Origin of the sequence: Diaphorobacter sp. C33 (assembly GCF_030503915.1) — a bacterium.
GTDB lineage: Bacteria > Pseudomonadota > Gammaproteobacteria > Burkholderiales > Burkholderiaceae_C > Diaphorobacter > Diaphorobacter nitroreducens.
In genome coordinates, this window is the sequence record NZ_CP129980.1 from 2,282,710 (window position 1) to 2,296,116 (window position 13,407).

15 protein-coding genes are annotated in these 13,407 nt (G+C 67.4%); 7 read left to right on the forward strand and 8 right to left on the reverse strand.

The window, feature by feature from the left end; genetic code table 11:
* Window positions 1-30: 30 nt before the first annotated feature.
* The 5 genes from QY917_RS10870 to QY917_RS10890 all read right to left on the reverse strand — a co-directional run bounded on the left by QY917_RS10870 (window position 31) and on the right by QY917_RS10890 (window position 4,600).
* On the reverse strand, window positions 31-1,023 hold the full coding sequence (locus QY917_RS10870; RefSeq protein WP_015914171.1) for a tripartite tricarboxylate transporter substrate binding protein: 993 nt from the start codon (window positions 1,021-1,023) through the stop codon (window positions 31-33).
* Window positions 1,024-1,111: 88 nt separating this feature from the next.
* Window positions 1,112-1,912 carry a 3-oxoadipate enol-lactonase gene (gene pcaD / locus QY917_RS10875; protein WP_123676186.1) on the reverse strand — a complete coding sequence of 267 codons (801 nt, stop codon included), beginning with the start codon at window positions 1,910-1,912 and terminating at the stop codon, window positions 1,112-1,114.
* A gap of 27 nt (window positions 1,913-1,939) precedes the next feature.
* Window positions 1,940-3,151 carry a 3-oxoadipyl-CoA thiolase gene (gene pcaF, locus QY917_RS10880; RefSeq protein ID WP_123676185.1) on the reverse strand — a complete coding sequence of 404 codons (1,212 nt, stop codon included), beginning with the start codon at window positions 3,149-3,151 and terminating at the stop codon, window positions 1,940-1,942.
* Between the two features lie 72 nt (window positions 3,152-3,223).
* Window positions 3,224-3,877, reverse strand: coding sequence for a 3-oxoacid CoA-transferase subunit B (locus QY917_RS10885; RefSeq protein WP_088888401.1), 654 nt, complete (start codon window positions 3,875-3,877; stop codon window positions 3,224-3,226).
* A gap of 27 nt (window positions 3,878-3,904) precedes the next feature.
* Entirely contained in the window at window positions 3,905-4,600 is a 696-nt protein-coding gene (locus QY917_RS10890) for a 3-oxoacid CoA-transferase subunit A (protein WP_123676184.1), read from the reverse strand.
* A gap of 114 nt (window positions 4,601-4,714) precedes the next feature.
* Here QY917_RS10890 and QY917_RS10895 point away from each other — a divergent pair, with 114 nt between their 5' ends.
* On the forward strand, window positions 4,715-5,518 hold the full coding sequence (locus tag QY917_RS10895) for an IclR family transcriptional regulator C-terminal domain-containing protein (RefSeq protein WP_123676183.1): 804 nt from the start codon (window positions 4,715-4,717) through the stop codon (window positions 5,516-5,518).
* 65 nt (window positions 5,519-5,583) lie between these two features.
* On the opposite strand, the gene QY917_RS10900 is transcribed toward QY917_RS10895, so the two are convergent.
* A complete protein-coding gene (locus tag QY917_RS10900) occupies window positions 5,584-5,805 on the reverse strand; it encodes a hypothetical protein (RefSeq protein WP_015914177.1) in 222 nt (73 codons plus the stop codon).
* A gap of 151 nt (window positions 5,806-5,956) precedes the next feature.
* Between QY917_RS10900 and QY917_RS10905 the strand changes: the two genes are divergently transcribed.
* The gene (locus QY917_RS10905; RefSeq protein WP_041836092.1) at window positions 5,957-6,391 is read left to right on the forward strand and encodes a DUF1841 family protein; all 435 of its coding nucleotides are present in this window, start codon (window positions 5,957-5,959) and stop codon (window positions 6,389-6,391) included.
* Here QY917_RS10905 and QY917_RS10910 read toward each other — a convergent pair.
* Both QY917_RS10910 and QY917_RS10915 read right to left on the reverse strand, forming a co-directional pair.
* A complete protein-coding gene (locus QY917_RS10910; protein ID WP_088888399.1) occupies window positions 6,352-7,254 on the reverse strand; it encodes a universal stress protein in 903 nt (300 codons plus the stop codon). The genes QY917_RS10905 and QY917_RS10910 overlap by 40 nt on opposite strands.
* A gap of 460 nt (window positions 7,255-7,714) precedes the next feature.
* The gene (locus QY917_RS10915; protein WP_011806652.1) at window positions 7,715-8,374 is read right to left on the reverse strand and encodes a cytochrome c; all 660 of its coding nucleotides are present in this window, start codon (window positions 8,372-8,374) and stop codon (window positions 7,715-7,717) included.
* 112 nt (window positions 8,375-8,486) lie between these two features.
* Here QY917_RS10915 and QY917_RS10920 point away from each other — a divergent pair, with 112 nt between their 5' ends.
* The 5 genes from QY917_RS10920 to QY917_RS10940 are packed head-to-tail and all read left to right on the forward strand — an operon-like array spanning window position 8,487 to window position 13,306.
* On the forward strand, window positions 8,487-9,329 hold the full coding sequence (locus tag QY917_RS10920; protein WP_011806653.1) for a MoxR family ATPase: 843 nt from the start codon (window positions 8,487-8,489) through the stop codon (window positions 9,327-9,329).
* Window positions 9,330-9,342: 13 nt separating this feature from the next.
* Window positions 9,343-9,570, forward strand: a complete 228-nt coding sequence (locus QY917_RS10925) for a hypothetical protein (RefSeq protein WP_047349743.1) — start codon at window positions 9,343-9,345, stop codon at window positions 9,568-9,570.
* 17 nt (window positions 9,571-9,587) lie between these two features.
* The gene (locus QY917_RS10930; RefSeq protein WP_123676182.1) at window positions 9,588-10,190 is read left to right on the forward strand and encodes a GNAT family N-acetyltransferase; all 603 of its coding nucleotides are present in this window, start codon (window positions 9,588-9,590) and stop codon (window positions 10,188-10,190) included.
* A gap of 18 nt (window positions 10,191-10,208) precedes the next feature.
* Entirely contained in the window at window positions 10,209-11,396 is a 1,188-nt protein-coding gene (locus QY917_RS10935; RefSeq protein WP_123676181.1) for a VWA domain-containing protein, read from the forward strand.
* A 5-nt stretch (window positions 11,397-11,401) separates the two neighbouring features.
* Entirely contained in the window at window positions 11,402-13,306 is a 1,905-nt protein-coding gene (locus tag QY917_RS10940) for an autotransporter assembly complex family protein (protein WP_123676180.1), read from the forward strand.
* Window positions 13,307-13,407 lie beyond the last annotated feature (101 nt).

Here is a 13,407-nt window from a genome sequence, read left to right on the forward strand (position 1 = left end):
GGGTAAGCGGCTGAACCGCTCAGCGAAGGGTCAGTCGGCCGTCGCGCCGGACTCCTTCACCACCTTGCCCCACTTCACGCTTTCGGCCTTGATGAAGGCGGCGAACTGCGCGGGTGTCTCGGCCACTACGTCACCGCCCTGCTCGGCGATTTTCTTCTTCACGTCGGCCTGGTTCAGCACCTTGATCAGCGCGGCGTGCAGCTTGTCCAGCACCGGCTTGGGCGTGCCGGCCGGGGCAAACATGCCGAACCAGGACGTTGCCTCGTAGCCGGGCACGCCGGCTTCGGCGATGGTCGGCACGTCAGGCAGCTCGGGCGAGCGCTTGGCGGTGGTCACGGCGATGGGGCGCAGCTTGCCCGAGCGCACGTGCTGGATGGCCGAGGGCATGTTGTCGAACATGACGGAGGTCTGGCCGCCCAGCAGGTCGGTCATGGCGGGGGCGCTGCCCTTGTAGGGGATGTGCAGCAGGTCGGTGCCGGTCATGCTCTTGAAGAGCTCGCCCGATACGTGGGGCGACGCGCCGCTGCCGGGCGAGCCAAACGTGATCTTGCCGGGGTTGGCCTTGGCGTAGGCGATCATTTCCTTCACGGTCTTGAACGGCTGGCTGGGGTGGGCCACCAGCAGGTTGGGCACCGTGGCCACGCGCGACAGCGGCGCAAAGTCCTTCACCGGGTCGAAGGGCATCTTCTTGTACAGCGACTGGTTGATGGCGTGCGTGCCCACCGTACCCATGAACAGGGTGTAGCCGTCGGCTGCGGCCTTGGCGGCCAGCGATCCGCCAATGTTGCCGCCCGCGCCGGGCTTGTTGTCCACCACGACGGACTGGCCCAGCTCGGTGGTGAGGCCCTGGCCCACGATGCGCGCCAGGATGTCGGTGGTGCCGCCGGCCGAGAACGGCACGATGATGGTGATGGGCTTGGTGGGGAAGTTCTGCGCCAGGGCGCCCAGGGGCAGCGCGCCGGCGGCGGCCACGGCCAGGGAGGCCAGCAGCGTGCGGCGGGTGGTGTGATGAAGGTTGGTCATGCTTGTTTCCTCTTTCTCTAGGATTGGATGAATGGAAGGGAGCGGCGTGGGCAGCGCAGCAAGCCGCACTGCATCGCTACCTGCGGTCTCAGCCGCGCAGGAACTGCGCCAGGGCCTCGTCAAAGGCCTGCGGCGCTTCCAGGTTGGACAGGTGCGAAGCCGGCACTTCGGCCAGCCGCGCACCGGCAATGGCCGCCTGCATGAAGCGGCCGTCGGCCACGGTGGTCACAGGGTCGGCGCTGCCAGCCACGATCAGCGTGGGCACGTCGATGCCACCGACCTGCGAGCGCAGGTCGGCCAGCGCCAGGGCTTCGCAGCAGGCGGCATAGCCCTCGGGGGAAATGCCGGCAATCCAGCTCTGCGCGCGCAGCACCACGTCCGGCTCGGCCGCGCAGAAGGCTGGGGTGAACCAGCGCGCGGGTGACGATGCGGCCAGTTCCGCCATGGCGTCACGGCCTTTCTCGCGCACCAGCGCGGCGCGGGCCTGCCAGCCTTCGGCCGTGCCGATCTTGGCGGCGCTGTTGCACACGGACAGGCTCAGCAGGCGCTGGGGCTGGTGCACGCCCAGCCACAGGCCCGTGAAGCCGCCCATGGAGATGCCGCAGAAGTGCGCACGCTCGATCCGCAGCGCATCCAGCACCGCGACCACGTCGCCGCCCAGCAGTTCGAAGGTGTAGGGGCCGGGTGTCACCACGCTCGCGCCGTGGCCGCGCGTGTCGTAACGCACCACGCGGAAGTCCTGGGCGAAGCGCGCGGCCTGCGCGTCCCACATCTCCAGCGTGGTGCCCAGGGAGTTGGAAAACACCAGGGCCGGGGCGCCCTCGGGGCCTTGCACGCACACGCGCAGGCGCCCGCCTTGCACGTCCACCCAGCGTTCTTGCTTGTTCATGCTCGCTCCTCGGGTCACGCCGCGCGCTTACACGCGCTCCAGCACCACGGCGATGCCCTGGCCCACGCCGATGCACATGGTGCACAGCGCGTAGCGGCCGCCCAGCGTGTGCAGCTGGTTCACGGCGGTGGTGGCCAGGCGCGCGCCCGAGGCTCCCAGCGGGTGGCCCAGGGCGATGGCGCCGCCCCACTGGTTGACGCGCTTGTCGTCATCGGCAACACCCAGGTCGCGCAGCACGGCCAGGCCCTGTGCGGCGAAGGCTTCGTTCAGTTCGATCACGTCCATCTGGTCCAGCGTCAGGCCGGTCTGGGCCAGCACCTTGCGCACGGCGGGCGCGGGGCCAAAGCCCATGATGCGCGGCGCCACGCCGGCCACGGCCATGCCCACCACGCGGGCGCGGGGCACCAAGTTGTATTGCTGGGCGGCCGCCTCATCGGCCAGCAGCAGCGCGCACGCGCCGTCGTTCACGCCGCTGGCGTTGCCGGCCGTGACGGTGCCGCCTTCGCGCACCACGCCCTTGAGCTTGGCCAGCGCCTCCAGCGTGGTGGCGCGGGGATGCTCGTCCTGGCTGACCACGACGGCGTCGCCCTTCTTCTGGGGAATGACGACGTTGACGATTTCCTTGGCCAGGTAGCCGGCGGCCATCGCGGCGGCGGCCTTCTGTTGGCTGGCCAGGGCCATGCGGTCCTGGGCCTCACGCTCGATCTTGAAATCGTCGGCCACGTTCTCGGCCGTCTCGGGCATGGAGTCCACGCCGTATTGAGCCTTCATCAGCTTGTTGACGAAGCGCCAGCCGATGGTGGTGTCGTACACCGCGTTGCTGCGGCTGAAGGCGCTCTCCGCCTTGGGCATCACGAAGGGCGCGCGGCTCATGGATTCGACGCCGCCGGCGATCATCAGGCGCGCCTCGCCCGACTTGATGGCGCGCGCGGCGGAGCCCACGGCGTCCAGGCCCGAGCCGCACAGGCGGTTGATGGTGGCGCCGGGCACGTCGATGGGCAGGCCGGCCAGCAGGCTGGACATGCGCGCCACGTTGCGGTTGTCCTCGCCGGCCTGGTTGGCGTTGCCATACAGCACGTCATCCACCGCTGCCCAGTCCACGCCAGGGTTGCGCTCCATCAGCGCCTTGATGGGCAACGCTCCCAGGTCGTCGGTGCGCACGCTGGAGAGGGCGCCGCCGTAGCGGCCGAAGGGGGTGCGGATCGCGTCGCAGATGAAGGCTTGGCGGGCGTTGCTCATGGTGTCTCCGAGGGGAATATCAAAAAAGTGAGCTGCCAGCGCTTGTCCATCAAGCGCTGGCCGTTTTGGTACTTATTGCTGTGCGGGCTGGATCGGCAGGCCGACGATGCGCTCCAGTTCCTCGTGCGAGAGGCCGGGCACGGTGTCGATCAGGCGCAGGCCCTGGGGCGTGCATTCCAGCGTGCACAGGTCGGTGTAGATGCGCTTGACGCAGGCCAGGCCCGTCAGGGGGTAGCTGCAGGCCTGGACCACCTTGCATTCGCCGGTCTTGCTGACCAGATCCATCATCACCCAGGTGGACTTGGCGCCCACGGCCAGGTCCATGGCGCCGCCCACGGCGGGAATGGCGCCGGGCTCGCCGGTGCTCCAGTTGGCCAGGTCGCCCGTGGCCGACACCTGGAAGGCGCCCAGCACGCAGATGTCCAGGTGGCCGCCGCGCATCATCGCGAAGCTGTCGGCATGGTGGAAGTAGCAGCCACCGGGCAGCAGCGTCACGGGCTGCTTGCCGGCGTTGGTCAGGTCATAGTCCTCCTGGCCCTTGGCGGGCGCGGGGCCCATGCCCAGGATGCCGTTCTCGGAATGCAGCACCACCTCGCGGCCTGCGGGGATGTGGTTGGCCACCAGGGTCGGCTGGCCGATGCCCAGGTTCACATAGGCACCGTCGAAGATGTCCTGGGCCACTCGTGCGGCCAGTTCGTCCTTGGTTCGTTTTTGATAGCTGCTCACGCTGTATCTCCTTGGGCTGAACGGGCTTTACTTCTTGAATCCACCGGCCTGGGTGGCCACGCGCGGCACCTGGACGACCTTGCTCACGTAGATGCCGGGGGTGACCACGGCCTCGGGGTCCATGTCGCCCAGCTCCACCAGTTCGTGTACGGTCGCCACGGTGTACTTGGCCGCCATGGCGCACACGGGGCCGAAGTTGCGCGCCGACATGCGGTAGGTCAGGTTGCCCCAGCGGTCGCCCTTCTCGGCCTTGACCAAGGCCACATCGCCGTAGATGGGGTACTCCAGCACGTAGTGCTTGCCGTTGATCTCGCGGGTTTCTTTGCCTTCGGCCAGCTGCGTGCCATAGGCCGTGGGGCAGAAGAAGGCGCCGATGCCGGCGCCCGCGGCGCGCATGCGCTCGGCCAGGTTGCCCTGGGGCACCAGTTCCAGTTCGATCTTGCCGCTGCGGTACAGCTCGTCGAACACATAGCTGTCCACCTGGCGCGGGAAGCTGCAGATGATCTTGCGCACCTGCCCGCTCTTGAGCAGTGCGGCCAGGCCGGCATCGCCGTTGCCGGCGTTGTTGTTGACCACGGTGAGGTCGCGCGCGCCTTGGGCGATCAGGCCGTTGATCAGTTCAATGGGGTTGCCCGAAGTGCCAAAGCCGCCAATCAGTACGGTGGCGCCGTCCTGCACGCCCGCGAGCGCCTCGGCAACGGAATCCGCAATCTTGTTGATCATGTGTTGCTGGTCCAGTGAGGGAAAAGGAGCCGGCCCGGGCCGGCTGTCGTGATCGTGTCACTTTGTTCGCATATAGAACAAATGTTCGTATAATGAATTTTAGGACGAACAGCCATGGATGACACCCCCCTTTCCGTAAGTAATACCCACAAGCCGGGGGATAGCTACGTGCAGTCGTTTGCACGCGGGCTGGAGGTGATCCGTTCCTTCAGCGCGGCGGCGCCGCAGCAGACCCTGAGCGAAGTGGCGGCACGCACCGGCCTGACGCGCGCAGGCGCGCGCCGCATCTTGCTGACGCTGCAGACGCTCGGGTATCTGGAGAGCGATGGCCGGCTGTTCCGCCTCACGCCGCGCATCCTGGACCTGGGCTTTGCCTACCTCAGTTCCATGCCCATCTGGGACCTGGCCGAGCCGCTGATGGAGGCCCTCACCGACCGCGTGCACGAGTCCTGCTCCGCCGCCGTGCTGGACGGGCTGGACATCGTCTATGTGCTGCGCGTGCACACCCACAAGATCATGAGCACCAACCTGGCCGTGGGCTCGCGCCTGCCGGCGTTCTGGACGTCGCTGGGCCGCGTGCTGCTGGCCGAGCTGTCCGAGCAGGACCTGCGCGCCCGGCTGGCCGCGCTGCCGCGCCAGCAGTTCACGCGCCACACGGTGCTGGACGACGCAACGCTGCTCGCGCGCATCGCCCAGGCACGCGCCCAGGGCTGGTGCCTGGTGGATCAGGAACTGGAAGAGGGTTTGATTTCGGTGGCAGCGCCGCTCAAGAATCGGGCGGGCCAGGTGGTGGCGGCCCTGAACATCAGCGGCCAGGCCAACCGCACCAGCACCGAAATGCTGCGCGAGCAGTTGCTGCCCGAGTTGCTGGCCACGGCCCGAACCATCTCGCGCATGCTGGGCACGCGCCGGCCCTGACGCACGTAGAACCTGGGCCTACGCCCGCGCGCACGGCGCAAACCGTGCCGGCCATGGAACCTGCGTCAGGGCTTGCGCATGCTGAGCACCAGCACCAGGGCGCCCACGGCGATCGCGCCAATGCTGAGCCATTGCGGCACATTGACGGATTCCTTTTCCTTCACCGACAGCTCCAGCGGCCCAATGCGGGCCTGCGTGGTTTCCTTGGTGAAGCTGAAGCCCCCGGTGAAGAACCCGGCCAGGCCCAGGATCAGCAAGATCACGCCCAGAATGCGCATGCCCGTCATGGTGTCCACCTCTTTTTTATGTTGGTCGTAGGGTCGGCAGCCGCCAGCGGTGCCCGCCGCTACTGTAGAGTTGGGCGTAACCCCGCCGGCGTAGGAGGCCACCGCGACATCCCGCGGCAGAGCCGCCGCGTTGCATGCTACTCTGGAATCCATGTTCAATCCCACCCAAGCCGACGTACGCCGCTTCTTCTGCGCCACGCATGCCAAGCAGCAGGCCGGCCAGCCCATGGAGGCCATCGAGACGCTGGCCGGACTGTGGATCGCGGAGCATCCTGAGTACCAGCCCGAGCTGGCCGATGTGGACACCGCCCTGGCGCGCAACTACGACGAGACGCCGGACCGCACCAACCCCTTCCTGCACCTGTCGATGCACCTCTCGATCAGCGAGCAGTGCAGCATCGACCAGCCGCGCGGCATCCGCCAGGCCGTGGAACTGCTAGCCGCGCGCCTGGGATCGTTGCACGACGCGCACCACGCCGCCATGGAATGCCTGGGCACCATGCTGTGGGAGGCCCAGCGCGCGGGCCGGGCACCCGACGGCGACGCCTATATCGCCTGCGTCCAGCGACGCGCCACGCGGGGCTGAGCCGTGGTGCCGCGCGGTGCGGCGCCCGCGTAGTCGTGCGGGTACACCAGCACGTCGCAGCCCACGCCCCCCAGCAGCCGCTGGGCTACGCTGCCCAGCAGCAGATCCAGCATCCATCCCCGGCGCCGGTGCATCAGCGCCACCAGCTCCGCGCCCGAGCGCTCCTGCTGCACGGCCACCTGCCGCGCCACATCGCCCATGCCGACGGTCATTCCCACACGATTGCGCCGCGCCTCGAAGGCATCGGACAGCCGCACCAGCCGGTCGTGCGCATGCCGCTGCATTTGCGCGCGCCACGCGCGCACGGCCTGGGCCGATGCCTCGGCACTGCGCAGCTTGGCCTCATCGCGCAGGTCCACGGCATGGAACAGCTCCACCGCAGCGGCAGTGTCCAGCCCGCTCGCGTAGCGCACCATGGCATCGGCCGCCGGCGAAAAATCCACAGCCAGCAGCACATGCGCATAAGCCTCGCGCGCCGCACGCTGCACCACCAGCACGGGGCACGGACTGCGCCGCAGGATCTGGCTCAACGTGCCACCGCGCCACAACTGCTCCACGCCCTGGTGCGCGCGCTTGTCCAGCACCAGCAGGTCGGCGCCCACGGCCGCGCGCAAGACCTCATCCACCACGCCGGCGCCGCGGTACGCCAGGGCCTTGACCGGCAGGTCGTGGCGGCGCGCCAGTTGGCGCGCGCGCTGCTCCAGCCGCGCCTGCGGGTCGACGAACTTCGGGTCCGGCTGCTCCGCACCGAACAGAAGATGCAGGCGCGCCTTGTGCTCGGCAGCCAACAGCGCGGCACGGTCAAGCGCATGCTCCGCCGCGGTCGAGAAATCGGTGAGGGCCACAATGGTCTGAAGGCGCATGGTCAAAACTCCTGGTCAACAAGCGGGAACAACGGCGCACAAAGCGACCGTCAGCGGCGCGTCATCGGCGGGAAGAAGGTGCGCATCCGGGGTGCCGCACGGCGGCGCGCGCGGCAAGCAGGCCCCAGCGCACCGGAGCTGGCTGCCCGGCGGTACGCGTGACGCTTGGATGAAAGGAGTGGAGAACCGCCGGGCCTAGTGATCTGCGGCCGGCGAAGCTGGTTTCAGAACACCCATCCTGCGCATGGCGCGCGCCATCACGACGGCTGCAGATGCAAGCCGCGCGATACGGACGCACGGGGTGGAAACCAGGAAACGCATAGTGCCGATTGTAGGAAGTCCCTCCCTCCGGGGCAACCATTCCGCACCTGGGCGTGCCAGATAAGGGAACCCGGCCCGCTTGCCTCAACCGGGCGTAAAAAAACCCGCGTTGGCGGGCTTCTTCGGGTGCGTGCCAGGGTCAGCGAAAGCGCGGCTGCGGAACGACCTGCAGGTCTCCATCAAGCGAACCCAGGTAACCCGCCAGCGCCTTCAGCTCGGCGTTGGAGAACTGCTTGGCGATGCCGGCCATCACGCCGTTGCTGCGGCCCACGTACGCGCCCTTGTCGGTCTTGTATGACTTGAGCGCCACGAACAGGTAGTCCGCATGCTGGCCCGCGATCTTGGGATAGGACGGGTCGATGGGCTTGGCGAAGTTCTCGCCGTGGCAGGACACGCAAGCGCCCTTTTGCAGCAGCTGCGCCACCTGGGCATTGGGTTCGCGCGAGGGCTTGGCGGGTGCCCCGGCGCTCGTGCCGTGCTCGGCATAGTAGGCCGACACATCGGCGATGTCCTGCTCGGACAGCGAATCGGCGATGCCGCGCATGGTGGGATGCTTGCGATCGCCCTTCTTGTAGGCGTCGAGTGCGGAGGCGATGTACTTGGCACCCTGGCCGGAAATCATCGGCACCTTGTGCACTTCGGGGAAGCTGGCCTGGTAGCCCGGGATGCCGTGGCACCCGATGCACATGGCGATCTTTTGCGCCCCAGCCTTGGCATCTCCCTTGATCTCCTCGGCATGGAGAAAACCGGTCGCACAAGCGACAGACAGGCCGAATATCGTGGTCAGTGTCTTCTTCATTTTGCGCGCACAATCAGGCGATTGGTTGTCTCCGCGTTCTATCTAGTTCGTGGACGATTATAGCCAGCGCTTGTCAAGCCCTTTCATCAACGATTTCCCTATTCCCAGGCCCATGAAATTCCAAGGATCCCAGAATTACGTTGCCACCCAGGACCTGATGCTCGCGGTGAATGCAGCCATCACACTGCAGCGCCCGCTGCTGGTCAAGGGCGAGCCCGGCACGGGCAAGACCATGCTGGCCGAGGAAGTGGCCCAGGCGCTGGACATGCCGCTCCTGCAGTGGCACATCAAGTCCACCACCAAGGCGCAGCAGGGCCTGTACGAATATGACGCGGTGAGCCGCCTGCGCGACTCGCAACTGGGCGACGAGCGCGTCAAGGACATCCACAACTACATCGTCAAGGGCGTGCTGTGGCAGGCCTTCACGGCCGACAAGCCGGTGGCCCTGCTGATCGACGAGATCGACAAGGCCGACATCGAATTCCCCAATGACCTGCTGCGCGAACTCGACCGCATGGAGTTCTACTGCTACGAAACGCGCGAGATGATCCGGGCCAAGCACCGCCCGCTGGTGTTCATCACCTCCAACAACGAGAAGGAGCTGCCCGACGCTTTCCTGCGCCGCTGCTTCTTCCACTACATCAAGTTCCCCGAGGCCGAGACGATGAAGAAGATCGTCGACGTGCACTTCCCCACGCTCAAGAGCGAACTGCTCACCGTGGCGATGAAGACCTTCTACGACGTGCGCAACCTGCCCGGCCTGAAGAAGAAGCCCTCGACCAGTGAGCTCATCGACTGGCTCAAGCTGCTGGTGGCCGAGGAGATCCCTCTCGAAGCCCTGCAAAGCGCCGACAACAAGGTGGCCGTGCCGCCGCTGGTGGGCGCGCTGCTCAAGAACGAGCAGGACGTGAGCCTGTTCGAGAAGCTGGTCTTCATGAACCAGCGCAACCGCTGAGCCGGAGCCCGTCATGAGCACTGCACAGCGGCTTCTGATGGAAGGTGCGTCCGACGCGGTAGGGTTCGTGGGCGGCGCGCTCGCGGGCTATGGCGTGGGCCTGCTGCTGGGGATGGACATCTTCAGCGAGGGCTACGGGGCGGCCAGCATTGCAGGCATCGCCCTGGTGGGCATCGGGGGCGGGCTGGGCCTGCACCTGGCACGGCGCTGGCGCGCGGCCCGCAGCGCGCGGAAAGAATGAGCAAGGAGCGACCGTCCATGGCCTTCGTCGAGCCCGTCACCCTGCGCCAGAGCGGCCTGCGGCTGGAGCCCCTGGCCCTGGCGCATGAAGCCGGCCTCGCCGCCGCCGCGGCCGACGGCGAGCTGTGGAGACTGCGCGTCACCAGCGTGCCCGAGCCGCAGGACACGCGCGCCTACATCGAGACGGCGCTGCGCATGCGCGACGAGGGCAACCGTTTCGCGTTTGCCGTGCTCGACGATGCCACGGGCCGCGTGCTGGGCACGACGAGCTACCACGACATCCTGCCCGCCGTGAAGCGAGTGGAGATCGGCTACACCTGGTACCGCCAGAGCGTGCAGCGCACGCATGTGAACACCACTGCCAAGCTGATGATGATGGGCCATGCCTTCGACACGCTGGGCTGCCACGTGGTGGGCTGGCGCACGGACAACTTCAACTTTGCATCGCAGCGCGCCATCGAACGCCTGGGCGCGAAGAAGGACGGCGTGATCCGCGGCCATGCGCTGCGCCGCGACGGCACCATCCGCGACACGGTGATGTACAGCATGCGCAGCGGCGAATGGCCGGAAGCGCGCGCGCAGTTGCTATACCTTCTGCAGCGCCATGCGCCCGCTGAATAAGCGCTGGAGGCCTGTTTCATGTTGATCGACTTCTTCTACACCCTGCGCGCCGGCAAGCTGCCGGTGTCCGTGAAGGAATTCCTCACGCTGCTGGAGGCGCTGCAGGCCGGCATGGTCGGCCCCAAGTCCGACGACGCCTGGAGCCTGGACGACTTCTACTACCTCGCGCGCACCGCGCTGGTGAAGGACGAAAAGCACTTCGACAAGTTCGACCGCGCGTTCGCTGCCTACTTCAAGGGCGTGGAGATGCTGGCCGACTTCCGCAAGGAGATCCCCGCCGACTGGCTGCGCAAGATGCTGGAGCGCGAGCTGACGCCCGAGCAGAAGGCCGCCATCGAGAAGATGGGCTGGGACGAGCTGATGGAGACGCTCAAGAAGCGCCTGGAGGAGCAGAAGGAGCGCCACGAAGGCGGCAACAAGTGGATCGGCACGGGCGGCACCAGCCCCTTCGGCCACGGCGGCTACAACCCGCAGGGCATCCGCATCGGCGGCGCGGGCAAGAACAAGAGCGCCGTGAAGGTGTGGGAGCAGCGCGCCTACCGCGACTACGACGACACGCAGGAGCTGGGCACGCGCAACATCAAGGTGGCGCTGCGCCGCCTGCGCAAGTTCGCACGCGAGGGGCATGAGCTGGAGCTGGACCTGCCGGACACCATCCGCGCCACGGCGGCCAACGCGGGCTGGCTGGACATCAAGATGGTGCCCGAGCGCCACAACAACGTGAAGGTGCTGCTGCTGATGGACGTGGGCGGCACCATGGACGAGCACATCCAGCGCGTGGAGGAACTCTTTTCTGCCGTGAAGAGCGAGTTCAAGCACCTGGAGTTCTACTACTTCCACAACTGCGTTTACGACTTCATGTGGAAGAACAACCGCCGCCGCTTCGCGGAGAAGTTCCCGACCTGGGACATCATCCGCAAGTACAACAAGGACTACAAACTCATCTTCGTGGGCGACGCCACCATGAGCCCGTACGAGATCCTGCAGCCCGGCGGCAGCGTGGAATACAACAACGAGGAGCCCGGCGCCGAGTGGTTGCAGCGCCTCACGCACGCCTTCCCCCGGTTCGCGTGGATCAACCCCGAACCCCAGGGCGTGTGGCAGTACCGCCAGAGCATCAGCATCATCCAGCAGCTCATGGGCGATCGCATGTACCCTTTGTCACTCAAAGGCCTCGAAGAAACGATGCGGCTTTTGTCAAAATAGCCCGCATGACCAAGCCAAGCTCAGCGCCGGCCCGGTGGCCGGCGTTGCTGTTTCTGCTGATCGGCCTGGCCCTCTTGCAGGGCTGCAGCCTGCTGCAGCGCCCCTCCTCCGCGCCGCACGACGCACCCTCTTCCATCACCTCCGAGGCGGGCCCGGACTCCGGCCCCGATGCGTTCGCGCTGGATGTGCAGGTGGAGGACGACACCCTGCGCGAGTACCTCACGCGCCATCTGGAGCTGCAGCGCTTTCGCCAACTACCCGACCTGCAGGCGCATGAACTCACGCGGCTGCTGGGTTCGGCCGACGCGAACGCCCGCGACCTGCTGGCCACGCAGGGCTACTTCAGTCCCGAGATCACCATCGAGCTGCGCGAGCAGGCCACCCACGCCGACGCGCCACCGCGCACCGTACTGGTCAGCGTGTCGCCCGGCCCGCGCACCCACATCGCCAGCGCCGACATCACGCTGATGGGCGAGGACGGCCACAGTGCCGACGCGACCGAGCTCGCGCGCCGCCAGGCCCGGTTGCAGCGCGGCTGGTCGCTGCCGCCCGGCGAGCCGTTCACGCAGGAGGGCTGGGACAGTGCCAAGAACCAGGGCCTGCGCGATCTGCAGGCGCGCCGCTACCCCACGGCGCGCATCGCCAACAGCCGCGCCGAGGTGGACGCCGACCGCGCCGAGGCCAAGCTGCAGGTGGCCTACGCGCCTGGCCCGGCCTACCGTTTTGGCACCCTGCAGATCCAGGGTGGCGAGCGTTACGACAACGAGGGCATGCGCCGCATTGCGCGCCTGCCCACGGGCGAGGACTACAGCGAGGCGCGCCTGCTGGACACCCAGCAGCGCCTGGCCAGCAGCGGTTATTACGACGCGGTGTTCCTCACGCTGGACACCGAGCACGGCGATCCGCAGTCCGCGCCCGTGATTGCCCAGGTGCGCGACGCACCGCTGCAAAAAATGGTCTTCGGCGTCGGTATCTCCACCGACAGCGGGCCGCGCCTGTCCATGGACCACACGCACAACCGCCTGCCGGGCTTGGGCTGGCGCGCGGTGAGCAAGGTGGCGGTGGACAACAAGCGCAAGCTGCTGTCCACCGACTGGACCGGGCTGCCGCATGCGAACGGCTGGCGCTGGTTCACGGGCCTGCAGCTGCAGCGCGAGGCCACGGGCAGCTACGACGTGGACAGCTCGCGGCTGCGCGCCGGGCGCACCAAGAGCACGGACCGCATCGACCGCAGCTACTTCCTGCAGCACGACACGGCCAAGAACCGCGGCGAGGACGCGCCGCCGTCCAGCAGCGCGATCTCCGCCAACTACGGCTGGACGGGGCGCTACTTCAACAGCAATACCAACCCCACGCGCGGCTGGGGCCTGGCGGCCGAGCTGGGCGTGGGCACCACGCTGCGCCCGGAGCGCGACCCCTTCGTGCGCACCCTGCTGCGCTGGCAGTCCTTCGTCGGGCTGGGCCGCGTGGACCTGGGGAACAACGTGCGCCGCGGCAGCCGCCTGTCGCTGCGCCTGGAAGGCGGCGCGGTGCTGGCGCGCGACGGCGCCGACATCCCCGTTACCCAGCTGTTCCTGACCGGCGGCGACACCACCGTGCGCGGCTACGGCTACCGCAGCATCGGCGCGCGCACCGACGCGGACAAGCTCTTCGGCGGGCGCTACATGGCCGTGGGCAGCGCCGAATGGCAGCGACCCATCACCGTGCGCGGCAACCGCACCGACTTTGAGAGCGCCCTGTTCATCGACGCCGGCGCCGTGGCCGACACACCTGGCGATCTCACGGCGCGCGTGGGCGTGGGTGCAGGCCTGCGCTGGCAAAGCCCGGTGGGCCCGCTGCAGGCCGACCTGGCCTATGGCCTGCACACGCACCAGGTACGGCTGCACCTGCGGCTGGGCTACACGTTCTGACATACAAAAAAGTGAGCTGCCAGCGCTTGATACACAAGGGATTTTGATATTTTTCGTTTCGAATTCCTTTGCTGGCAAGCGCTAGCAGCTATTGTTTTTAA